This window comes from Achromobacter sp. (assembly GCF_032113835.1).
Classification (GTDB): Bacteria; Pseudomonadota; Gammaproteobacteria; order Burkholderiales; family Burkholderiaceae_B; genus Achromobacter.
Window position 1 is genome coordinate 63,420 of sequence record NZ_DAMCTG010000001.1, and the last position, 23,113, is coordinate 86,532.

Genomic DNA, 23,113 nt, shown 5'->3' on the forward strand with positions numbered 1-23,113 from the left:
AGGATGTCCGGGGATAAGCAGCTTCGATACACTGTCCGGTCACCCCTATAACGAGAACGCCATGAGACAGTTTCTTCCGACCCTGGGCGCCGCCCTGGTGTTAACGTTGGCCGGCAATGCGGCTTCTGCGCAGCAATCCCCGCCGCGCGACCCCTTCTTCTGGCTGGGAGAAATCAACAAGGCCACCACGGTGATCAACGCCGATGAAGGCCTGCTCGACAAGTCCATGGCGCCGCGCCTGGCGGCTGGCGTCGCGAAAGTCATCCACGACGGCAACCAGCCCGGCGCCAAGCGGCCGGCCACTGTCATCACCTTCGAACCCCTGCTGATCAAGGCCGCCGGCGAGGACATCACCTTGCTGCACGCCGGCCGTTCCAGCCAGGACATGCACGCCACCTACCGCAGCGCCATCCTGCGCGACAAGCTCCTGGATCTGGCAGACCAGTTGAGCGCCACCTCCACCACGCTGGTGGAACTGGCGGCCAAGCACGCCGGCACCATCGTGCCCAACTACACCAACGGCGTGGCCGCGCAGCCCAACAGTTATGGACACTATCTGCTGGGTCAGGCTGCCGGTCTGGCGCGGGATGCGCAGCGCATCCGCGAAGCCTACGTCCGCATTGACCGTTCGCCCATGGGCACGACCGTGCTGAACGGCACGAGCTGGCCGCTTGACCGCAAGCGCATGGCGCAATATCTTGGCTTCGAGGCGCTGGTCGACAACGCGTACGATGCCTCGCAGATCTCGTCCATGGACCAGCCCGTCGAGGTCGCCTCCATCGTCACCAACATCGCGCTGCGCACGGGCAACTTCGTCGAAGACGTGATGACCCAATACGCGCAGTCGCGTCCGTGGATCCTGCTGGAGGAGGGCGGCGGCAACACCTATGTGTCCAGCGCCATGCCGCAAAAGCGCAATCCGGGCCTGCTGAACGACACGCGCAGCGACGCGTCCACGGCCGTGACGCTGGCGATGGGACCTGTCCTGCAGACGCACAACATCACGCCGGGCATGAGCGACCCCAAGGACGTGAAGCAGAATTCCGCGATGGTCGATAGCGGCATTTCGGCGCTCAAGCGCTGGGACCGCGTGCTCAAGGCCATGGTCATCAGTCCGGATCGCGCGCTGGAAGAGCTGAACAGCGACTGGACGGCCTCGCAGGAACTGGCGGACGTGCTGATGCACAAGTACAAGCTGCCATTTCGCGCGGGCCATCACTTTGCGTCCGAGGTCGTGTCGTACGCCAAGGCGAACAACATCAAGCCGCTGGATTTTCCGTATGAACAGGCGCGCCGCATCTATGCCGATGCGATGAAGGACTCGAAGTACGGCGCCGACCTGCCGATGAGCGAGGCCGAGTTCCGTTCGACGCTGGACCCCGTGGCCATCGTGAAGAACCGCGCCACCAGCGGCGGTCCGCAGCCGAAGGAAATGGATCGCATGATCCGGGAGGCGCGCGAGCAGCTGGCCGCGCAGGACAAGTGGATCAAGGCGCGCCGCGCGCACATCCGCGATTCCTTGGCGGAACTGGACAAGCAGTTCGACGCGCTGGTGGCGAGCGCGCCCAAGCAATAACGCCGCGCTGGCGGAATTTGCGCGCACCGCCGGCGCGTTCCTCGCTGGGCGGACCTATCGGGGAACGCCCGTCCCGCAAGCCTGAAGCACGATGCCACGCAGCCAGCGATGGGCGGCATCGCCGTCCATTCTGGGATGCCACAGCATCGACACCGTAAAGGGCGCCATCGTGAACGGCAGCGAGAAACTGCGCATCCCCTCGCGCAGCGTGGTGGTGTGCCTTTCCGGCACCGTCGCGATCAAGTCGGTTTCGCGCGCGAGCGCCAGCGCCGTTGAATAGCCGCCGGCAATCGTGGCAATGTGGCGCGCGCGGCCGGCTTGCGCCAGCGCATCATCCATGGGGCCTGATTCCCGTCCGCGACGCGACACCAGGATGTGGCGTGCCGAGAGGTACCGCGTCAGCGTGACGTTGCCGCGCGCCAGCGGATGGGCGGCCCGCATGACGCCGATGTACCGGTCCTGAAACAGCGCGCGGGTGCGCAGCTCGGGGCTGGCCGATTCGCCCACCACCCCGGTTTCCAGGTCCACGGCGCCTTCGCGCAGCGGCGCGCTGTCCTTGTCCAGCTTCTGCATGAAGCGCAACCGCACGCCCGGCGCTTCGTCGTCGATCCGCGCGAGCAGCCGCGCGCCGAAGTTCTCGACGAAGCCATCGGTGACACGCAGCGTGAACGTGCGCACGAGCGTTGCGGGATGCAGGTCTTGCGAGGGACGCAGCACGGCTTGCGCATCCCTGACCAGCCCGCCGACCTGCTCGCGCAGCGCCAGCGCTCGGGGCGTGGGAACCAGCCCGCGCCCGGCGCGCACCAGCAGCGGATCGCCCGTGGTGTCGCGCAGCCGCGCCAACGCGCGGCTCATGGCGGAAGGACTCAGGCGCAGCCGCCGTGCGGCGCCGGCCACGCTGCCTTCGGAGAGCAGCGCGTCCAGGGTGATGAGCAGGTTGAGGTCGGGCGCGGACATGCGGCAAACGTAGCATGCCGGCTAAAAACGCGCCGGGATTTGGCATGGCGTTACATGCAGGTATTTACTGCAAATGCTGCGTCTTCCGCCAGGAATGGGAGAGGCATACGCTGGGGTTCTGTTCCCCCTCTTGCCGGTCGCCATCATGTCGCTATCCACTTCGCCCGTAATGCCATCCCCGTCCCGTCTCCCGCTATTGGCCTGCCTGTCCCTGTCGATGCTGCTGGCGTCCCTGGGCACCAGCATCGCCAACGTAGGCCTGCCCGCGTTCGCCCAGGCATTCGGCGCCTCGTTTCAATCGGTGCAGTGGGTGGTGCTGGCCTATCTGCTGGCCATCACGACCGCCGTGGTCAGCGCAGGTCGGCTGGGCGACCTGATCGGCCGGCGGCGCCTGATGCTGGCCGGGATGGCTTGGTTCACCGTCGCTTCCGCGCTGTGCGCAGCCGCGCCCGGACTGTGGATGCTGGTGGCCGCGCGCGCCGCGCAGGGGTTGGGCGCGGCGGTGCTGATGACGCTGGCCATGGCTTTTGCCGGTGAGGCAACGCAGAAGGGAAGAGCGGGCAGCGCGATGGGCATGCTGGGCACGATGTCCGCCGCCGGCACCGCGCTCGGGCCGACGCTGGGTGGCGCGCTGATCGCCGGTCCGGGATGGCGGGCGATCTTTCTCGTCAATCTGCCGCTGGGTCTGCTGGCGCTCTGGCTGGCGTGGCGGTATCTGCCCCGCGATCCGCAACGCGGCGCACCGCAGACGATACGTTTTGATTGGCTGGGCAGTGCGCTGCTGGCGCTGACGCTGGCGGTCTACGCGCTGTCCATGACGCTCGGACGCGGCGGCTTCAACACGATCAACGTTGTCCTGCTTGCGGCGGCGGCGGGCGGCGCGGGCCTGTTTGCGTGGGTGCAGTCGCGGACGGCACATCCGCTGGTGCGGCCGGCGATGATGGCCGATCCCGTGTTGGCGGGCGGCTTCGCAGCCAACGCGCTGGTCGCGACGGTGATGATGGCGACCCTGGTGGTTGGGCCGTTCTATCTGGCCGGGGCGTTGGGGTTGGACGCAATGCGCGTCGGGATGGCAATGTCTTGCGGTCCGCTCGTTGCGGCTCTGGCAGGTGTACCGGCGGGACGCTGCGTGGACCGCTTTGGCGCTCGGCCAATGACGCTTGCCGCGCTGATGGCCATGACGGGCGCATCGGCGATGCTGCCCATTGCGTCGGAAGCGTTCGGAGCGACGGGATATGTTGTCGCGTTGGGCGTGCTGACGGCCGGGTTTGCGCTGTTTCAGGCAGCCAACAACACCGCGGTCATGGCCGGGGCGGGCGGCAACGAACGCGGCGCCGTGTCTGGCATGTTGAACCTGTCTCGCAACTTGGGGTTGATTACAGGTGCGTCGGCGATGGGCGCGGTCTTTGCCATGGGCGCCGGGGCGAAGGTGCTGGTCGATGCAGCGCCCGCTGAGCTGTCGGCCGGGTTGCACGCGACGTTTGTGACGGCCGCCGTGTTGTGCGCGCTGGCGATGGCAGCGGTGGCGGTTGGCGGGTTGAGGCTTGCTGCACTCCGGTCGTAAGGCGATTTTGGTTCATGCGTTTGCCGGTCGCAACCGCGGCGCAGTGGAATGGCCTGCGCCGCGTTGCCGCTCAACCCTGACAATTGCGCCGAAGTCACTCCGCCTTCAATCCCGCCTGCACGATCAGCGGTTGCCACTTCTGCCGTTCGCTGCGTGCAAACGCGGCCAGTTCCTCGGGCGTGCCGCCGCCCGGTTCATGCCCCAGATCCAGCAGCTTTTGCCGGACCTCCGGACGCGCCAGGATCTTGGCCAGGTCCTCATTCAATCGCTTGATCGCCGCCGGCGGCGTGCCCTTCGGCGCATACAGGCCGTTCCACGCGATCACCTGAAACCCATCCAGCCCTTGTCCCGCCACCGACGGCACGCCGGGCAGTAGGGCCGACTCCTTCAACGAGGTCACCGCCAACGGGCGCAGCTTGCCGCTGGTGATGAACGAGCGCGCGGCGCTGACCGTGTCGATGCCGACCTGCACCTGGCCACCCAGAAGATCCGTCGTGGCGGTGGCCGAACCCTTGTAGGGAATGCCGCGGACGCTGTTGACGCCCTGTTGCTTGAGCAGTTCGTACACCAGACGCGCGGTGGTGCTGGGCATGCCGACGTTGACGCTGTCGGGCTTGGCCTTCGATGCATTGCGCAGGTCGGCCAGGCTGGCGTAGGGCGAGGACGGCGTGGTCAGCAGCACCATCGGAAACGAGCTGACCAGCATGACGGGCGCGAAGTCCTTCTCCGGATCGAAGTTGGTGGACGCGTACATGTACTGGTTCAGCACGTGCGTGCCGTTGGTGCCCATCAGCAGCGTGTAGCCGTCGGGCGCGGCGCGCGCGGCTTCGGATGCGCCGATGTTGCCGCCCGCGCCGGGCCGGTTCTCGACGATGAAGGGTTGGCCCAGATCGCGGGCCAGGTACTCGGCCAGATAGCGGGCGGCGACGTCGGTGCCTTGGCCGGCCTGGTAAGGGACGATGATCTTGACGGGTTTGGAGGGGTAGCTGTCGGCGGCCGCGGCGGGCTGCGCAAACAGCAGCGGCGCCGCTAGCGCGGCGATCAGGCGTAAGGTCTTCATGGTGGTCTCCTCGTTTTTATATGTGGCTGCATCGGACTGCGGCTAGGGCTTGGGAGGCGGCCATCGCGGCAGGATGCCCTGTTCCTGCAACGCCGCGATCTGTGAGTCGCCGAAGCCGGCCTCCCGGAGGACTTCGACGGTGTGCTGCGCATAGGCTGGCGGCAGACGGTCCACGCGCGCGGGCGCTTGCGACAGCCGCACTGCGGAACCGATGCCGTGATAGCCATCGCGATCGACGCGCATGCCGCGATGCGCGGTGTGCGCCTGCGCAAAGGCTTCGGGCACGCTGTTGATGGGGCCGGCGGGTACGCCAAGCTTCATCAGTTCCGCGCACAGCGCGTCGCGGGAACGCGACGCCAGGGCGTGTTCGATGGCGTCCCGCAACGCGTCGCGGTGCGACAGCCGCGCGCGGTTGGTGGCAAATCGCGGATCGTCCGGCAACGACAGCAGGCCCGCGTAGTCGCAGAAGCGGCGGAACTGGCGGTCGTTGACGACGCCCAGGAAGATCTCGCCATCGCGGCAGGCGTAACGGTCATACGGCGCGATGTTGGGATGCGCGCTGCCCAGGAGGCCCGGCGTCTGGTCAGTGTGCATCCAGTTGGCGGCATGCGGCACCAGCAGGCTGAGCGCCGTGTCGAAGAGGGTGACTTCGACCCGCTGGCCAAGACCCGTGCGCGCCCGGTGGTAAAGCGCCAGCAGGATGCCGGACTGCGCGGTGTAGCCGGTGAGGTGATCGACGATGGGCACGCCGACGCGGGTGGGGCCGCCGGCCGGATCGCCGTTGATGCTCATCAGGCCGCACATGGCCTGCAGCACGGCGTCGTAGCCGGGCAGCCCGCCCAGCGGTCCGTCATCGCCGAAGCCCGTGATGGCGCAGTGGATGAGCTGGGGAAAGCGGGGTTTCAGGTCCGCCTCGTAATCCAGGCCCCACTTGGCCATCGTGCCGGGGATGAAGTTCTCGATCAGGACGTCGGCGTCGGCCAGCAACGCCAGCAGCACGTCGCGGCCGGCGGGCTTGGACAGGTCCAGCCCGATGGCGCGCTTGCCGCGGTTGACGGCGGTGAAGTAGGCGGCGTCGCCGTCCTCGTTGACCGGCGGGCCCAGCGTGCGCGTCTCGTCGCCGCCGGGCGGCTCGACCTTGATGACGTCCGCGCCCTGGTCCGCCAGCATCTGCGTGCACAGCGGGCCGGCCAGGACGCGCGACAGGTCGATGACGCGCAGGCCGTCCAGCGCGCCCCGCGGACGGGCCTCGGGGCTTGGTGCAGCATGTTCCGATGAATCAGACATCGCCCACCTCGTCTTGGGGGTTGCCGCCGGTCAGGCGCGGGTAGGCAATTCGACCACACCGGTACCCAGTACGGAAAGCTCGTCGTCCTGGTTGCGCGCTTCCTGTTCGATCTCGACCAGGTGACGGCCGTCTTCCACGTACTTGCGCACCACCTTGCCCTTGAAGAACAGCATGTCGCCCTCGGGGTTGTGGCGGCGGATCTTGCACGTGGACTTGCGCAGGAATCCGGCGTCGCCCATCCAGTTGGTCAGGTGATGAGTCAGCCACGAGTTGCGCTCGGGACCGTAGTCGTAGGCGCCGGGCGCGCCGACTTCCAGCGCGAAGTCTTCTTCCCAGTGGACGCGTTCAGGCACATCCGGAATGCCGAAGCGGTTGGTGATGCCCACGCCCGGATGCGCGTCGATGAGCTGCCACGCCAGCTTGTTGGCGCGGATGTACAGGCCGCCCCAGCCCTGCGCGAAGGCGATGAAGCCGGTGACCGTCATCGGGCCCTTGAACATCACGGGCAGTTCTTCGCCTTCCTTCACGTCTTCCCAGTAGCGCGGCGTGGCGCCGCGCACTTCTTCCTGCGCGTAGAGCTTGTAGGCTTCCTTGATTTCCTCGGGGCTGTAGCGGCGCGGCTCGCGGGCGCGGACTTCGGCGTACTTGCTGCCCTGTTCGCGCGCGTGGTCGCGTTCGGTGCGGAAGCACCAGCTGTCGGCCTCGGCGACCTTGTCGCCGTCCTGGTTGAAGAAGTCCACGTGATAGATCTGCTGCACGGCGCGGCCCGCAAAGCGGGTCTGGTGTTCGATCAGGTTTTTCAGGTGCGCTTCGGTGGAGATGATGTCGTTGCGCTTCACAGTCTTGTGCCAGGTCCAGTCCGCACCCGACCACATGGCGTGTACGCCCGGCAGCCCGCCCACGTAACCGGACACGATGCGGCTGGTGGCAAACAGGAAGCTGGGCAGGGCGATGATGCCGCCGTGCTGGGTTTTGGCCGCGTATTCCGGGTCCGACCACAGCGGGTTGTCGTCGCCGATGCCGTGGGCGTAGTGGCGGATGTTGTCGCGCGTGGCCTCATAGCACCACGGTTCGGCGGTGGCGCCGATCTTCACGCCGATGCGTTCGCGCAGCTCGTCCAGCCCGCGTTCGGTGATCTTGGGAAAGCTGCGTTCGGTCTTGGTCTGGGTCAGCATGATGTCTCCTGGGTTTGAGAGATGGCCTGTGCCGGGTAGCCCTAGGCGTGGGCGGCGCCGGCGGGCGTGGTGTCGGCGGTCGCAAGCTCTTGCTCCCGCAATTTCCTGCGATGGATCTTTCCGGCGGGCGTCTTGGGCAGTTCCGCCACGAACACGACCTGCCGCGGATACTCGTGCTGCGCCAGGCGGCTGCGCACGGCGTCCTGGATTTCCTGCACGAAGGTGTCGTCGCCGGCGCGCGCCGACACCACGAAGGCCTTGACGACCTGGCCGCGCAGCGGGTCGGGCACGCCGATGGCGGCGGCCTCCGTTACGTCGCGATGCTTGAGGATGGCGTCCTCGATCTCGACGGCGCTCATGGTCCAGCCGGCCGAGATGATGACGTCGTCGGCGCGGCCGCCGTGCCAGAAGTAGCCGTCTTCGTCCACGCGGCCAAGGTCCTTGGTGGCGACCCACGCGTCGCGGCGCCACAGCTTGAGTTCGCCGGTCTCGCCGGGCGCGCAGGGCTTGCCGTTGGCGTCCTGCACTTCAACGCGCAATCCTGGCACGGGCTTGCCGAGCGAGCCGGCCTTGACCGTGAAGTCCGGCGCCCCGGGATAGTTGACGAGGCAGACGCCGATTTCCGTCGTGCCGTACATGCTGCAGACGGGCCGGCCGAAGGTGGCTTCGACGAAGGCGGACGTTTCACTGTCGATGGGTTCGCCCGTGAAGGACACCTTGTCCAGGTGATAGCGGTAGCGTCCCGCCGCGCCGCTGTTGCGCATCATCCGGTAGTGGGTGGCGGCGGCCGAGATGTTGGTGAAACGATGATCCTGCAAGGCCTGCAGCAGGCGTTCGGCGTTGAACTTGCCGGCATACGCGCCGATGGTGACGCCCAGCGCCAGCGGCGCCAGCGTGCCGTGCCACAGTCCGTGACCCCACGCGGGCGACGACGGGCACATGTAGCGGTCGCCGGGACGGATGCCGGTGCCGTACAGCGCGGCCAGCATCAGCGTGACCAGGGCGCGGTGCGTGTGCTTGACGGCGTCGGGCAGCTCGCGCGTCGTGCCCGACGTGTACTGGAAGATGGCCAGATCGTCGGCGCGCGTGCGGCATTCGTAGTGGGGCGGATAGGCGGCCAGCGTGCCGAGAAAGGCGTCGTCTGCGATGACCACACGCATGTCTTCGCCGCCGGCGGCAAGCGGGGCCTTTTCGGCGTTGGTCACCAGCATGCGCGGCTGGCAGTCCTGCACGCGCAGCCGGATGCCGTCGGGGCCGAACAGCGTGAAGAGCGGCACGGCGATGGCGCCCATCTTCATGGCGCCGAACATGGCTACGTAGAACGGCAGCGACGGTTCCAGCATGACGGCGACGCGGTCGCCGGCGCGGATGCCCTGCTCGACCAGGTAGTGGGCGAAGCGCGAGGATTCCTCGGCGATCTGGCGGAACGAGTAGGTCTCGTCCCCGCCCGCGGCGCGCACCAGGATGATCGCCGGCTCTGCCTTGTCCGCATGCCGGTCGATGCATTCGTGCGCGATGTTCATGGTGTCGCGGTTGCCGTCGAACAGCTCCCAGAGCTTGTCCGAGGAGCAGAGCGCCTGGGCGTCCGCGTAGGAAAGGGTATCGGTCAGCTTCGTCATTTCGTCGTACCTGTGTGGGTCGGCAACCTGTGGAACCCACTATGCGCGTCGCCAAATAAATTGTCAATGACGTTTATTGATTGTATATAGACAATTACGCGGCATTAGGATCGACCCGCGAGGCGGGCGGTGCAAGGTATGCTTGCCGCAATAAAAACGGAGAAACCGATGAGTGAAACCAGTACCCCGGAACTTGCCGCCGTCGGCCCGCGTGTGCGGCCGGTGCCGGCCGTGACGCGATCGATCGCGATCCTGCGCCTGTTGGGCCGGGGCGGCGAGCCCATGACGCTGAAGGCCATTTCGCAGGAACTGGGCATGGTGACCAGCACCTGCCTGCACATTCTTCGCGTCCTGGTGGAAGAAGGCCTGGTGAAGGTCGATCCCGGCGCCAAGCGCTACAGCCTGGGCGTGGGCATGCTGACGCTGGCGCGCAGCGTGATCGAAAGCAACCCGTTTCCCGCGCTGGCGCAGCCGGTGCTGGACCGCATTGCCAACGCGGCCAGCGTTACCGCGATCGGCGTGGAGGTCTCGGGCAGCGATCACATGGTGGTGCTGGCGCTGTCACGTTCCAACGCGCCGTTCCGCCTGCATGTGGATGTGGGAAGCCGCTTCCCGGCGCTGATCAGCGCAACGGGCCGGTTGGTTGCCGCGTTTGCGGATCTGTCCGAGAAGGAACTGGAGCGGCGCTTCAAGGCCCTGCGCTGGGATCAGGCGCCCGAGTTCGCGGCGTGGAAGGCCGACGTGGACGCGGTGCGGCGGCAGGGCTACAGCGTGGACCGCAACAACTACATCAACGGCGTCGTCGTGATCGCGGTGCCGGTGTTCGACAGCCATCAGCGCCTGACGCATGCATTGGTGGCTGCGGGTTTGGCCGAACAGCTCGATGCCGCGCGCGTGGAATCGCTGGCGGCGGAACTGCAGGGGGAAGCGCGCGCGTTGTCGCAACTGATGGCTGCCCGGAGCTGACCGAATGACCACGCAATCCGCTGACGACGCCGCCGTCCCGCCCGGGTGGCGCAAGCGCACGCTGCCGGGCTTTGCGGGCCTGATCGGCCCGTTGTGGGTGCGCAAGGAGGACGATGGCTGGGCCTATGGCCTGTTGACCACCTCGGATCACCTGAATCCGGCAGGCGTGGTGCACGGCGGATTGCTGACCGCGCTGCTGGACCACGGCATCAGCGCGATCGCGTGGGAAGCGCTGGGACGGCGCGCCTGCGTGACCGTGCAACTGGACACGCACTTTCTGGCGGCGGCGCGCGAAGGACAGTTTCTGGAAGTGCGCGGGCGCGTGGTGCGGGCCACGTCGTCGCTGGTGTTCATGCAGGGGGAATTGAGCACGGACGGGGAGGTCGTGGCGACGGCCGTTGCCGTGCTCAAGCAGATCGGACCGGCGCCGAGGGCAGGTGAATCTGCGGCAGGCGATCCTGCGGCAGGCGGACCTGCGGCAGATACGCCGGCGGCGTAACAGGCCGCCGGCTGTTCCGGATCAGCCCTGCGGCAGCGCGATCAGCCGGCCTGCGCCGGCCGCTTCTTCCTCGCGCAGCTTGAAGCGCGCAACCGCATCGGCCAACACACGCGCCTGATCGCTCAACATCCCCGACGCCGCCGTCGACTGCTCGACCAGCGCCGCGTTCTGTTGCGTGGCCTGGTCCATGTCGGCGACCGAGCGGTCGATCTGGCCCAGTCCCGTGCTCTGCTCGGCCATGGCGCCGTGGATCTCGCTCACCATCCGCTGCACGCGGTTGATGCCGTCGACGATCTCGGTCATGGTCGAACCGGCGGCCTGCACGCGTTCCGTGCCGCTCTTCACGTTCTGCACCGACGCCTCGATCAGCGTCTTGATCTCTTGCGCGGACGACGCGCTGCGTTGCGCCAGCGTGCGCACCTCGCCCGCCACCACCGCAAAGCCGCGGCCTTGCTCGCCGGCACGCGCGGCCTCGACCGCCGCGTTCAGCGCCAGGATGTTGGTCTGGAACGCGATGCCGTCGATCACGCGGATGATCTCGGTAATGCGCCGCGACGATTGCGAAATCTCGTCCATGGTGGTGACAGCATCCTTGACCACCTGCCCACCGCGCGCGGCGACCGCGCTGGCTTCGTCGGCCAGGCGCGTCGCGTGCTCGGCGGTTTCCTCGGTCTGGCGCACGCTGGAGGCCAGCTCGGTCAGCGCCGAGGACGTTTCCTCGAGCGAGGCGGCCGACGTTTCCGTACGCTGCGACAGATCGCGGTTGCCCATGTCGATCTCGCGCGTGGCGGCGCTCATCGAATGCACGCCGCTGCGCACTTCGCGCATGACGTGGGTGATCTTTTCCACGAACGCGTTGAACGACGCCGAAATCTGCGCCACTTCGTCGTGGCCGACCACGGCCAGACGGTGCGTCATGTCGCCGTCGCCAGAGCCGATGGTGTCCATCGCGTCACGCACGGCGGACAGGCGCTTGAAGGCGCGCGACGTGATGACGCTGGCGATGCCCACGGCCAGCAGCGTCAGGACCACCAGCGAGATCAGGGTGGCATTCAACACCTGCGTCAGGCCGACGGTGGCCTCGGTCTTGTCCAGCGCCACGACCAGATACCAGTCGGTGCCGGGAATGCGGCGCGCCTTCAGCAGTTTCTGCGCGCCGTCCAGCGCGATGTCGACGGGGGCGGCGCCGTCGCGGGCCATGACCGCAATCGCATCGGCGGTCAGGGCCGGCGAGATGTCGGTCGACGGCTTGAGCGCCAGCTTGTCGTTCAGGTGGGAAATCACCTGACCGTCCGTGCCCAGCACGAACGCGCTGCTGGACGGGGTGGGGTGGATGGCCTTGATGATGTCCTTCACGCCATCCAGCGGCACGGCGCCGCTCAGCACGCCGGTCGTCTGGCCGCCGCGGATCATCGGCGCGGTGAACGCCACGTAGAGCACGCCCGTGCTGGAATCCCCATATGGCTTGGTGATCGTCAGCTTGCCGGCGGATACGGCGCTCTTGTACCAGGGCCGCGCGGTCGGATCGTAATCCGCCGCGGTCTTGGTGGTTGAAAAGAAGGTCTTGTCGGACCAGCCGATGGTGGTGATGGGAAAGCCGTTGGTCTCGCCCATGAGCTTGGTCAGGCCCCGGGGATCGCCTTTCTCGACCACCTTCGCCGTGGCGTCGACGGCCTGCGCCTTGTCCGCCGACCAGCGCTCGATGGCGCTGGCGTTGCCGGACGCCACGGCGTCCAGGGTCGCGGCGATGGTGGACATCATGTTGTCGCGCACGATCTGGTAGGTGATGAGGCCCGAGAGCGTAAGCGCTCCCACCACCGTAAAGCAGGTAATAAGCAAAATGCGGTTGCGCAGCGACGTTATCTTCATGCTCGTGTACTGGATACGCCAACGCGAAGGTTGGCGGGTTGCTAGTCGGCCTGGAAATCCCCGGCCGCAATCCGCTAACGGCAGGCGGAAGCGGCGACTTTAGGGGGCCGAATCAGAACATCGAGCAATATCAATCGCGGCGCTTTCGGGGCGCTTTCATTGCAGAAATGTGAACGGGGCAGAATCTGCCCCGTTTGCGGTTATGGAACGTGCGGAAAGCGGGGTCAGAACCCCTCGCGCGGCACGTGCACGCGGCCTTCCATCAGCACCCGCGCGCTGCGGCTCATGATGGCCTTGGTCACTTTCCAATCGCCATCCACCAACTGCGCCTGCGCGCCGACACGCAACGTGCCGGACGGGTGACCAAAGCACACGTTGTCGCGCTCGCCGCCGCCGGCCGCCAGGTTCACCAGCGTGCCCGGCACCGCCGCCGCCGTGGCGATGGCGACCGACGCGGTCCCCATCATGGCGTGATGCAGCTTGCCCATGGACAGCGCGCGCGCCAGCACGTCGATGTCGCTCGTGCCGATCTTCTTGCCGCTGGACGAAACGTATTCCTTGGGCGGGGCGACAAACGCAATCTTGGGCGTGTGCTGGCGGCTGGCGGCTTCGGCGAGGTCCTTGATGAGGCCCATGCGCAGCGCGCCGTGGGCGCGGATGGTCTCAAAGCGCGACAGCGCGGCGGTGTCGCCGTTGATGGCGTCCTGCAGTTCCGTGCCGCTGTAGCCCAGCGCATCGGCTTCCAGGAAGATCGTCGGAATGCCCGAGTTGATCATCGTGGCCTTGAACGTGCCGACGCCCGGCACTTCCAGGTTGTCGACCAGGTTGCCGGTGGGGAACATGGAGCCGCCGTCGCCTTCTTCGGCCGGGTCCATGAATTCCAGACGCAGTTCGGCGGCCGGGAAGGTCACGCCGTCCAGTTCAAAGTCGCCGGTTTCCTGCACCGCGCCGCCGGTGATCGGCACGTGCGCGACGATGGTCTTCTGGATGTTGGCCTGCCAGATCCGCACGACCGCGATGCCGTCCTGCGGAACGCGGGCGGGGTCGACCAAGCCATTGGTGATGGCAAAGGGGCCGACCGCGGCGGACAGGTTGCCGCAATTGCCGCTCCAGTCCACGAACGGCTGGTCGATGGAGACCTGGCCGAACAGGTAGTCCACGTCGTGATCCGGACGCGTGCTCTTGGCGACGATGACGGTCTTGCTGGTGCTGGACGTGGCGGCGCCCATGCCGTCGATCTGCTTGCCGTAGGGATCGGGGCTGCCGATCACGCGCAACAGCAGCGCGTCGCGCGCGGCGCCCGGCACGCGGGCCGATTCCGGCAGGTCGTCCAGCTTGAAGAACACGCCTTTGCTGGTGCCGCCGCGCATGTAGGTGGCGGCGATTTTGGTTTGAGGAGCATGTGCCATGTATCGGTCCTGAAATATTGGTCCTGGGATATCGAAGTAGCGCGGCGGGCGCTGCACACGCCCGCCGGTCTGTACAACGGCCGGTCAGGCCAGCTTGCCGGCGTCCGTCGCCGAGGCGGCTTCCAGGAAATCCTGGGCAAAGCGCTGCAGCACGCCGCCGGCTTCGTAGATCGACACTTCTTCTGCGGTGTCCAAGCGGCAGGTCACCGGCACCTGTTCGGTGCTGCCGTTGCGGCGGTGGATGACCAGCGTCAGGTCCGCGCGCGGCTTGCGCTCGCCGATGACGTCGTAGCTTTCGGTGCCGTCAAGATTCAGCGTCTTGCGGTCAACGCCCGGCTTGAATTCCAGCGGCAGCACGCCCATGCCGATCAGGTTGGTGCGGTGGATGCGCTCGAAGCCTTCGGCCACGATGGCTTCCACGCCGGCCAGGCGCACACCCTTGGCGGCCCAGTCGCGCGACGAGCCCTGGCCGTAATCGGCGCCGGCCACGATGATCAGCGGCTGCTTGCGGTCCATGTAGGTCTCGATGGCTTCCCACATGCGCATGACCTGGCCTTCCGGTTCCACGCGCGCCAGCGAGCCTTGCTTCACCGAGCCGTCGGCGTCCTTCACCATTTCGTTGAAGAGCTTGGGGTTGGCAAACGTGGCGCGCTGCGCGGTCAGGTGGTCGCCGCGGTGCGTGGCGTACGAGTTGAAGTCCTCTTCCGGCAGGCCCATCTTGTCCAGGTATTCGCCTGCGGCGCTGTCCATGAGGATGGCGTTGGACGGCGACAGGTGGTCGGTGGTGATGTTGTCGCCCAGCACGGCCAGCGGCAGCATGCCGCGCAGCGTGCGCTCGCCGGCCAGCGCGCCTTCCCAGTACGGCGGACGGCGGATGTACGTGCTTTGCGGACGCCAGTCGTACAGCGGGCTGACGGCCGTCTGGCGGTCGTCCTTGATGCCGAACATGGGGGCGTAGACCTTGCGGAACTGCTCGGGCTTGACGGCCGACTTGACCATGGCGTCGATCTCTTCGTCGCTGGGCCAGATGTCCTTCAGGCGGATCTCGCGGCCATCGGCGCCCACGCCCAGCACGTCGCGTTCGATGTCAAAGCGGATCGTGCCGGCAATGGCGTAGGCCACGACCAGCGGCGGCGAGGCCAGGAAGGCCTGCTTGGCGTACGGGTGGATGCGGCCGTCGAAGTTGCGGTTGCCGGACAGCACGGCGGTCGCGTACAGGTCGCGGTCGATGATTTCCTGCTGGATCTTCGGGTCCAGCGCGCCGGACATGCCGTTGCACGTGGTACAGGCAAACGCCACGACGCCGAAGCCCAGCTGTTCCAGGTCCTGCGTGAGACCGGCTTCTTCCAGATAGAGCTGCACGGCCTTGGATCCCGGCGCCAGCGAGCTCTTGACCCACGGCTTGCGCACGAGGCCCGCGCGGTTGGCGTTGCGCGCCAACAGGCCCGCGGCGATCACGTTGCGCGGATTGCTGGTGTTGGTGCAGCTGGTGATGGCGGCGATGATGACGGCGCCGTCGGGCATCAGGCCCGGCTGGTTCTCGACCACGCCGGCGATGCCGCGCTCGGCCAGGTCCGACACCGGCAGGCGGCGATGCGGGTTGGACGGGCCGGCCAGCGTGCGCACGACGGTCGACAGGTCAAAGCGCAGCACGCGTTCGTACTGCGCGGTCGTCAGGCTGTCGGACCACAGGCCCGCGGTCTTGGCGTAGTTTTCCACCAGCGCGATCTGCTCGTCCTCGCGGCCAGTCAGGCGCAGATAGTCGATGGTCTGCTGGTCGATGGAGAACATCGCCGCGGTGGCGCCGTATTCCGGCGCCATGTTCGAGATGGTGGCGCGGTCGCCCAGCGTCAGGCTGGACGCGCCTTCGCCGTAGAACTCCAGGTACGCGCCCACCACCTTTTCCTTGCGCAGGAATTCGGTCAGGGTCAGCACGATGTCGGTGGCGGTGATGCCGGGCTGCGCGCGGCCGGACAGCTCGACGCCGACGATGTCGGGCAGGCGCATCCACGACGCGCGGCCCAGCATGACGTTTTCGGCTTCCAGGCCGCCCACGCCGATGGCGATGACGCCCAGCGCGTCCACGTGCGGCGTGTGGCTGTCGGTGCCGACCAGCGTGTCCGGGAAGGCCACGCCGTCCTGCGTGTAGATCACCGGCGACATCCGCTCCAGATTGATCTGGTGCATGATGCCGTTGCCCGGCGGCACGACTTCGATGTTCTCGAAGGCCTGCTTGGTCCAGTCGATGAAATGGAAGCGGTCTTCGTTGCGGCGGTCTTCCACGGCGCGGTTCTTGGCGAAGGCGTCCGGGTCGTTGCCGTCGTATTCCACCGCCAGCGAGTGGTCCACGATCAACTGCACCGGCACCACGGGATTGACCTTGGCCGGATCGCCGCCCTTGTCGGCGATGGCATCGCGCAGACCCGCCAGGTCCACCAGCGCGGTCTGGCCCAGGATGTCATGACAGACTACGCGCGCCGGGAACCACGGAAAGTCCAGGTCGCGGCGGCGTTCGATCAGTTGCTTGAGCGCGTCGGTCAACAGTGCGGGCTCGCAGCGGCGCACCAGGTTTTCGGCCAGGACGCGGGACGTGTAGGGCAGGCCGTCATACGCGCCGGGCGCGATGGCCTCCACGGCCGCGCGGGCGTCGAAGTAGTCCAGGCGGGTGCCGGGCAGGTTCTTGCGGTACGACTTGTTCATCATGCCTCCGTGCGCTGTTGGGTGCTTTGCGCGATCTGTTGTTCGATGTTGATGCGGGATGCGCGGATGTGCCGGCGCATCAGAAGTTCAGCCAGCTCGCCGTCGCCATCGGCGATGGCGTCCAGAATGCGGTGGTGCTCGGCGTAGGCCTGCCGCGGGCGGTTGGGCGTCGTCGAATACTGGATGCGGTACATGCGCGCCAACTGATAGAGCTCGTCGCACAGCATGCGGAACAGCATCTGGTTGCCGCTGCCCTTGACGATGCGGTAGTGGAAATCGTAATCCCCTTCCTGCTGGTAATAGCCCAGCCCCGCCTGGAAGGCCTCGTCGCGTTCATGCGCGTCCAGCACGCCGCGCAGTTCGTCGATTTCCGACGGCGGCATGCGCTCGGCGGCCAGGCGGCAGGCCATGCCTTCCAGCGATTCGCGGATTTCGTAGAGTTCGACCAGTTCCTGGATCGACAGGGACACGACGCGCGCGCCGGCGTGCGGCACGCGGACCAGCAGCTTCTGGCCTTCCAGCCGATGCAGGGCCTCGCGCAGCGGACCGCGGCTGACGCCATGGATGCGCGCCAGCTCGGGTTCGGAGATCTTGCTGCCCGGGGCGATCTCGCCCTTGACGATGGCGGACTGGATCTTGCGGAAGATGTGGTCCGACAGGGTTTCGCCGTCGGGGGGCGGCGTGCCCGGCAGGGTGAGCACTTTGCTCATGGTGTCGACAATTCGTTCCGTTTTTGGAGTGATAACCGGAAAAACGCGCGTTCAACGCGTCGAAGTGTCAACAATTTACTCCCCGGGCGGGGGCGGGCGCAAGCAACCGCTGGTCGCGTTGCGCGCCGTGGGCGTCCTGGCGTGCGCAGAGGCTCGGACGCGGCGGCAAATGCGGGTTATCCAGCAGACCCACGGTCCATCGCACGCAGGGTTTCCGGGATCCGGTAGCGCAGGCCGTCGAACGTTAACGTGTGCGTCGTCCTGCCCCTGTCCTGCAGCGTCTCCACGCAGTCGCCCTTCTGCAGCGCCGAACGGCTGGTCACGTAGGATTCGGTCGCGTGAAGGTCTCTGAATCCATTGGCGGCACGGCCGCCGACGGCGAGGCTGACGCTGCTCTTCGTGAACTCTCCCGCGCAGTTGGTGTCCCATTCGCCGCCGTAACTGTAGGCGATGAGGCCGTCCAGAACCATGTTCAGCCCCTTGGGGCCGATGTCGAACAGTCGCAGGCTGGTCTCGGATGACGGATTGGCACGCGAAGAGCCCGTGCGGGAAATCCGCAATCCGAATGCGCGGCGGCCAGGTGCGACGTCATACCGGGCTGTGTCGAAGGACACGTCGCTGATTCGGAAGGCGTCGTCCGACATCAGGCCGTCAAGCTGCAAGTGCTCAAGCACCTTCAGCGTGGCGCGATCCAGCACCAGTATCCGAAGGTCGCCTTCGTGGCCGTAGTCCCGGCTGGGACCATCCCGCATCAGCGGAATCGCTGCCAGCAGCAGGTCAGGATTGGCGGGCCAGGTTTTGCAGATCACCGCGAACGGTCCGCGGAATGGGAAGTCGGAGATCTCGATGTCGGCGTCAGCCTGCGCGACGCGCATCAGGCCATCCGCGTCGGGAGCGGAGGCCTCTGGATATGCCGCGCGAACGATGTCCGCAGCTTGCGGGCAGGCGTCATCGGCGGCATGGGTCGTTCCGCAGGCGAGCAACACGGCCAGAGACAGGGCTGCTGTCAGCACTGATGGGAATCCAGACATCGACAAGAGCAGGTTCCAGTTGTGACGAACGGCGATTTTATTGAGGCCCCGCCTTCGTCCGCAATCTGGCCGTACGCTTGCTTACAGATCCACCCGCACCTTGCCGGCCTGCACCAGCCCCGCGACATCCCGGATCTCCGCCAGCAGCGCGTCTTGTAGTTGTGCAGGCGTGCCGCCAGTGGGCTCGAAACCCTGTTCCGCCAGCTTCGCGTGCACGGACTCGGTCTTCAGTGCGCGGTTGATGCCCTGGTTCAGCGCGGCGATTGTCGCCTCGGGCGTGCCCGCCGCGCAGTACGTGCCGAACTGGATCTGCGCCGAGAACCCCGCGAAGCCGCTTTCGGCGACGGTCGGAATGTCCGGATACTTGGGCAGACGCTGCGGGCTGGTCACGGCCAGCACGCGCAGGCGGCCGCTCTTCAGGTAGGGCTCGACCGCGGCGACGGTTGCCACCACGACCTGGATCTGTCCGCCCAGCAGGTCGGTCATCATCGGGCCGGTGCCGCGATACGGCACGTGCAGCATCTCCATCCCGCATGCGGCCTGCAGCAGCTCGGTCGCCAGGTGTTGCGGCGTGGCGTTGCCCGGGGTGCCGAAGGTCAGCCCCTTGGGCTCGCGCCGCGCCTGTGCCACCAGTTCGGCGATCGTCTTGGCCGGCAGGTCACTGTTGACCGCCACCATGTAAGGCGAACGTGCAATCGGGCAGACCGGCGCTAGCTGCTTGAGCACGTCTTCGGGCGGCCGGGCGTAGTAGCGCACCGACGGCACCAGGCCGGCGAACAGCAGCATGCTGCCGTCCTTCGCGCCATTGGCCGTGTAGTCCGCGCCCAGCATGCCGCTGGCGCCGGGCTTGTTCTCGACGATGACCGAGCGCTCCAGAGCGCCTTCCAGCGACGCGGCGATGACGCGGCCCAGCACGTCGGTGCCGCCGCCCGGCGGGAAGGGCACGATCACGCGCAGGGGCGTTTCGCGTGCGACGGCCAGGCGGGTGGCGGTCGCGCCCAGCGGGGCCAGCGACATTGCTGCCAGCGTCTTGATGAGGGTTCTGCGGTCCATGTGTCTTGTCTCCGTCCCCGCATCGTGGCGGGGTGTCTCGCATCGTCTCTGTCGGGGCGGACGATTTCGGGTTCGGGGGAATGCGGTTGATGCGGTGCTGTCGGCTAGGCCTTTGCGGACTGCGTCGGCGTTGAATTCGCCTGCGTGGATTGCGTCTGCATTGATTGCGCCTGCATTGATTGCGCCTGCGCCGGATGCGCCGACACAAAGCTGCGCAGCGCGGCCGCCACCGTGCCGGGTTCCTCCACCGGCAGCATATGACGCTGTTCGGGCGCCACGCGAGCGCAGGCCCGCGGCAGCGCCCGCGCCAGCTCGCGCGTCATGCGCGGGTTCGAGCCGACATCGTGTTCGCCCGTCATGACCAGCACGGGGCAGGCGATGTCCGGCGCGGCTTGCGCCAGCAACGAGTCGCCCAGCGCGAACAGCGTATAGGCGGACAGAAAACTTTCGCGGTTGTTGTCGAGCAGGCGCTGTTCGATCTGCGCCACGCGCGCGGGCCGCGCGGCTTGAAACGCCGGCGTGAACCAGCGCGTCAATGACACCTTGGCGGCTTCCTGTGGATCCTGCGTGGCGGCCGACGCCAGCCGGGCGCGCACCGCCGCGGCTTCTTCTTCCGTGCGGCGAAACACGGTGCTCAGCAGCACCAGCCGGCCGACGCGTTCGGGCCGGGCCGCCGCATAGGCGCCCGCGATCAGGCCGCCCATGGAATAACCCAGCACGGTCGCGTCTTGCCAGCCCGCGGCGTCCAGCTCCGCGTCCAGTTGCGCAATGAAGTCCTGAATGTCCGCCTGGCCGCGCAACGCGGGGGCGGCGCCGTGGCCCAGCAGGTCATAGCGCAGCACGTCGAAGTCCGGCTCCAGCAAAGGGGCCAGATCGTCCCACAGCGTGTGGTCCAGGCCGACGCCGTGCAAGAGGACCAGAGGTTCGCCGCGGCCGGCGCGCCGCCGTTGCGTGGTCATTTTGCGCGCGCCTCCAGCGCTTCCTGTTCCAGTTCCTTCAGGTCCGAATAGCGGTTGCCGATGCGGTGATGCGGACGGCCCGAGGTGGCCGCGCCCAGCGCGATCACGATCTCGTCCGGCGCCGGCGCGTCGTTGATGGTGGTCTGCACCGTCAGGTAATGCGAGCGCAGGCCTTCGTCCAGCTTGTGCATCAGCGGCACCGAGATCACGCAGCCGGGGCCGCCGCGCATGTTGGTGAAGCTGAGATAGCTGGTGCCGCCGACCGCGTTGCGGTAGAAGTTGCCGAAGCGCAGCGTGTGGATCAGCGCGGACGCGTGTTCGACCTCGCCGGCGGTGCCCACCACCGCGGCCTTGCCGTAGGCCTCGATGGTGTCCGCCGATCCGGCCTGACGCAGGATCTCGCTGACCAAGAGTTCGCCCAGCGGCGGCGCGGCTTCCAGGATGCCGGGGCGCAGGTCTTCCTGGAACGGCAGGCCGGCCCACGGATTGCGGATCACGGCGGCGGCCACGATCATCACCAGCGGGCGTTCGGCTGCGCGGCCGCCTTCGATGAGGGTTTTCTCGACGTAACTGACTACCTTGCGCACTTGCAGTGACATACGCGCTGCTCCGAAAGCTGGGGATGAATGACGAGTCCATTGTTCGACGCCCCGCGCGTTTTTGACAATCCAAATTAACGTAAGCTAACTTCAGAAAATCCGAATTTAGTCCAGCGCCCGTCATGTCCACACCCCTGAAAATCCAGCACCTGCGCCAGTTCCTGATGGCCGCTGACCACGGCAGTTTCCGCGTCGCGGCGCAGGGTACGTTCCGGTCGCAGGCGGCCGTGTCCGCCGCCATGCAGGATCTGGAGCAGCAATTGGGCGCGCCGCTCTTCGAACCCGGCAAGCGTGCGCAACTGACCGCGCTGGGCCAGGCGGTGGCGCCGCTGTTCCGCGAGCTGCTGGCCACCCATGACCGCGTGCTGGATGCGGCGCGGCAGTTCGGCATGGGCAGCCAGGGGCCCGTGGCGCTGGCCGTCATGCCGTCGCTGGCCGACGAATGGCTGCCCCGTCTGCTGGAACGCTATGCGCGCAGCCATCCCGACATCCGCATCCGCGCGTTGGACGAAACGTCGCCCGAGGTGCATCGGCTGGTGCTGGCAGGAGAGGTGCAGGTGGGCGTGGCCGGACAATCCCCGCGCACGGCCGAGGTGGCCTTCACCCCGGTGGCTCGCGACGCCTTTGGGCTGGTCTGCAAAAAGACCCACCCGCTCGCGCGGCGGCGGGGACCTGTGTCATGGGCGGCGCTGGCGGACGAACGCCTGATCGGCAACGCCACCTTCGAGACGCTGAAGAACCGCCAACTGGGCAGCGGCATCGACGACCCGGCAATCGTGGTGTCCAACCGCGCATCGCTATTGGCCAGCGTGGTCGGCGGCCTGGGCGTGACGGTGTTGCCGGTGCTGGCGCGGCCCGCGGCGGGCAGTGGCTTGGCGTTCGTGCCATTGGTGGAGCCGGTTGTCGAGCGCATCGTCGGCGTGCTGACGCGCAAGGAAGAGACCCTGCTGCCGTCGGTGGCCGCGATGCACGCGCTGGCGCTGCGGTCGCTGGCGCAGTTCACGCGGCGCAAGGGCGCGGTGCTGGTGTAGGTCGAAAGGCGTCAGTCAAACGGCTGGCCATCGTCACCCTCCGCACGCGTAAATCATGAATTGCCGGAAGGCCTCGGCCGGCTTGGCCATGGCCGCGCGCGGATGCCACAGCAGGCCCGCCTCCATGGGCGGGACGGCATCGGTGATGGGCACCGCCTCGATCTTGCGGCCCTCGAGCGACCACGGCCGGTAGACCATGTCGGACAGCATGGTGACGCCAAAACCATGCGCGACCAGGCCCCGCAGCGCTTCCATCGACCGCGTCCGAAAGGCAATGTCCGGTTGCAGCCCGTGGCTGCGCCAATAACCCAGCGTGGACCGTTCGCCCTCATCCATTTCCAGCAGGATGTACGGATAGCGCGCAATGTCGGCCAGCGACGGCGCGGCCGCCTGCGTCAGCGGATGCCCGGCCGCCGTCCATAGCTGACGGCGCGAACGCACCAGCACGTGATGGCCGAAGCGCTCGCGCTTGTCGATATTGGATAGCAGCGCCACGCCCAGCTCCACGTCGCCGCTGGCCACGGCCTGTTCGATCTCGGGGCGGTCCAGGTCGACGAGGTCCAGCACGACGTCCGGATAGCGCCGCCGAAAGCGCGCCAGCAGATCGGGCAGAAAGTAGCCCAGCACCGTATACGACGCCGCGATACGCACCGAGCCGCGCAGCGCATAGCGCTGAAACCCCGGCTCGCGCAGCGCGTCATCCAGCGAATCGAGCACATCGCGCGCGCGCTGATGAAAATTGTGGCCCTCGGGTGTCAGCGTCACCCCGTGGGCGTGGCGGTCGAACAGGCGCACGCCCAACTGCGCCTCCAGCGCCAGCACGGCGTTGGTGACTGCCGATTGCGATACGTGTTCATCGGCCGCCGCCATGGAAAACCGCCCGGTGCGGGCGGCGGCGGCGAAGTACCGGAGTTGGCGGAGCGTGACTTCATTAGCCATGTGTTTTTCACATACCAGCTACTCGAATATATGAATATACGATGGCTGCGCGCCTTCCTACACTGCGGAAAACACGTAAATGCCCGCACCGCAGATTGCAGGAGACAAC

Annotated in this window: 19 protein-coding genes; 5 read left to right on the forward strand and 14 right to left on the reverse strand. The window is 67.1% G+C overall.

The window, feature by feature from the left end; all coding sequences use genetic code 11:
- Window positions 1–61 precede the first annotated feature (61 nt).
- Window positions 62–1,576, forward strand: coding sequence for an argininosuccinate lyase (locus RT697_RS00300; RefSeq protein WP_313696464.1), 1,515 nt, complete (start codon window positions 62–64; stop codon window positions 1,574–1,576).
- A gap of 54 nt (window positions 1,577–1,630) precedes the next feature.
- On the opposite strand, the gene RT697_RS00305 is transcribed toward RT697_RS00300, so the two are convergent.
- Window positions 1,631–2,533, reverse strand: coding sequence for a LysR family transcriptional regulator (locus RT697_RS00305; protein ID WP_313696465.1), 903 nt, complete (start codon window positions 2,531–2,533; stop codon window positions 1,631–1,633).
- A 145-nt stretch (window positions 2,534–2,678) separates the two neighbouring features.
- On the opposite strand from RT697_RS00305, the gene RT697_RS00310 reads away from it, so the two are divergent.
- Window positions 2,679–4,097 (forward strand): MFS transporter, encoded by a 1,419-nt coding sequence (locus RT697_RS00310; protein WP_313696466.1) that lies wholly within the window; start codon window positions 2,679–2,681, stop codon window positions 4,095–4,097.
- 94 nt (window positions 4,098–4,191) lie between these two features.
- Here the strand turns inward: RT697_RS00310 and RT697_RS00315 are convergent, their stop codons facing one another.
- Genes RT697_RS00315 through RT697_RS00330 form a run of 4 tightly spaced genes read right to left on the reverse strand, consistent with a single transcriptional unit; the run spans window position 4,192 to window position 9,239 of the window.
- Window positions 4,192–5,157, reverse strand: coding sequence for a tripartite tricarboxylate transporter substrate binding protein (locus tag RT697_RS00315; RefSeq protein ID WP_313696467.1), 966 nt, complete (start codon window positions 5,155–5,157; stop codon window positions 4,192–4,194).
- A gap of 42 nt (window positions 5,158–5,199) precedes the next feature.
- Window positions 5,200–6,444, reverse strand: a complete 1,245-nt coding sequence (locus RT697_RS00320; RefSeq protein WP_313696468.1) for a CoA transferase — start codon at window positions 6,442–6,444, stop codon at window positions 5,200–5,202.
- A 30-nt stretch (window positions 6,445–6,474) separates the two neighbouring features.
- Window positions 6,475–7,620 carry a MaoC family dehydratase N-terminal domain-containing protein gene (locus RT697_RS00325; protein WP_175122412.1) on the reverse strand — a complete coding sequence of 382 codons (1,146 nt, stop codon included), beginning with the start codon at window positions 7,618–7,620 and terminating at the stop codon, window positions 6,475–6,477.
- Between the two features lie 41 nt (window positions 7,621–7,661).
- The gene (locus tag RT697_RS00330) at window positions 7,662–9,239 is read right to left on the reverse strand and encodes an acyl-CoA synthetase (protein ID WP_313696469.1); all 1,578 of its coding nucleotides are present in this window, start codon (window positions 9,237–9,239) and stop codon (window positions 7,662–7,664) included.
- 168 nt (window positions 9,240–9,407) lie between these two features.
- On the opposite strand from RT697_RS00330, the gene RT697_RS00335 reads away from it, so the two are divergent.
- Together RT697_RS00335 and RT697_RS00340 are read left to right on the forward strand one after the other, a co-directional pair.
- Complete coding sequence (locus RT697_RS00335; protein ID WP_313696470.1) at window positions 9,408–10,205, forward strand: IclR family transcriptional regulator; 798 nt, start codon at window positions 9,408–9,410, stop codon at window positions 10,203–10,205.
- Between the two features lie 4 nt (window positions 10,206–10,209).
- Window positions 10,210–10,704 carry a PaaI family thioesterase gene (locus RT697_RS00340; protein ID WP_313696471.1) on the forward strand — a complete coding sequence of 165 codons (495 nt, stop codon included), beginning with the start codon at window positions 10,210–10,212 and terminating at the stop codon, window positions 10,702–10,704.
- 21 nt (window positions 10,705–10,725) lie between these two features.
- On the opposite strand, the gene RT697_RS00345 is transcribed toward RT697_RS00340, so the two are convergent.
- From RT697_RS00345 to RT697_RS00380, 8 genes are all read right to left on the reverse strand, one after another.
- Entirely contained in the window at window positions 10,726–12,573 is a 1,848-nt protein-coding gene (locus RT697_RS00345) for a methyl-accepting chemotaxis protein (protein ID WP_313696472.1), read from the reverse strand.
- A gap of 224 nt (window positions 12,574–12,797) precedes the next feature.
- Entirely contained in the window at window positions 12,798–13,982 is a 1,185-nt protein-coding gene (prpF, locus tag RT697_RS00350; protein ID WP_313696473.1) for a 2-methylaconitate cis-trans isomerase PrpF, read from the reverse strand.
- Between the two features lie 84 nt (window positions 13,983–14,066).
- On the reverse strand, window positions 14,067–16,682 hold the full coding sequence (gene acnD / locus RT697_RS00355; RefSeq protein WP_313696568.1) for a Fe/S-dependent 2-methylisocitrate dehydratase AcnD: 2,616 nt from the start codon (window positions 16,680–16,682) through the stop codon (window positions 14,067–14,069).
- A complete protein-coding gene (locus RT697_RS00360; protein WP_313369908.1) occupies window positions 16,682–17,392 on the reverse strand; it encodes a GntR family transcriptional regulator in 711 nt (236 codons plus the stop codon). Before RT697_RS00360 ends, acnD begins: the two co-directional genes overlap by 1 nt.
- 176 nt (window positions 17,393–17,568) lie before the next feature.
- Window positions 17,569–18,405: a hypothetical protein gene (locus RT697_RS00365; protein WP_313696474.1), complete on the reverse strand. Its 837-nt coding sequence runs from the start codon at window positions 18,403–18,405 to the stop codon at window positions 17,569–17,571.
- A gap of 99 nt (window positions 18,406–18,504) precedes the next feature.
- Window positions 18,505–19,476, reverse strand: a complete 972-nt coding sequence (locus RT697_RS00370; protein ID WP_313696475.1) for a tripartite tricarboxylate transporter substrate-binding protein — start codon at window positions 19,474–19,476, stop codon at window positions 18,505–18,507.
- 104 nt (window positions 19,477–19,580) lie between these two features.
- Entirely contained in the window at window positions 19,581–20,435 is an 855-nt protein-coding gene (locus RT697_RS00375; protein WP_313696476.1) for an alpha/beta fold hydrolase, read from the reverse strand.
- The gene (locus RT697_RS00380; RefSeq protein WP_313696477.1) at window positions 20,432–21,034 is read right to left on the reverse strand and encodes an amino acid synthesis family protein; all 603 of its coding nucleotides are present in this window, start codon (window positions 21,032–21,034) and stop codon (window positions 20,432–20,434) included. Before RT697_RS00380 ends, RT697_RS00375 begins: the two co-directional genes overlap by 4 nt.
- A gap of 122 nt (window positions 21,035–21,156) precedes the next feature.
- Here RT697_RS00380 and RT697_RS00385 point away from each other — a divergent pair, with 122 nt between their 5' ends.
- Window positions 21,157–22,065: a LysR substrate-binding domain-containing protein gene (locus RT697_RS00385; protein ID WP_313696478.1), complete on the forward strand. Its 909-nt coding sequence runs from the start codon at window positions 21,157–21,159 to the stop codon at window positions 22,063–22,065.
- A gap of 33 nt (window positions 22,066–22,098) precedes the next feature.
- Here RT697_RS00385 and RT697_RS00390 read toward each other — a convergent pair whose 3' ends face one another.
- Window positions 22,099–23,004 carry a LysR family transcriptional regulator gene (locus tag RT697_RS00390; RefSeq protein ID WP_313696479.1) on the reverse strand — a complete coding sequence of 302 codons (906 nt, stop codon included), beginning with the start codon at window positions 23,002–23,004 and terminating at the stop codon, window positions 22,099–22,101.
- Window positions 23,005–23,113: the final 109 nt, after the last annotated feature.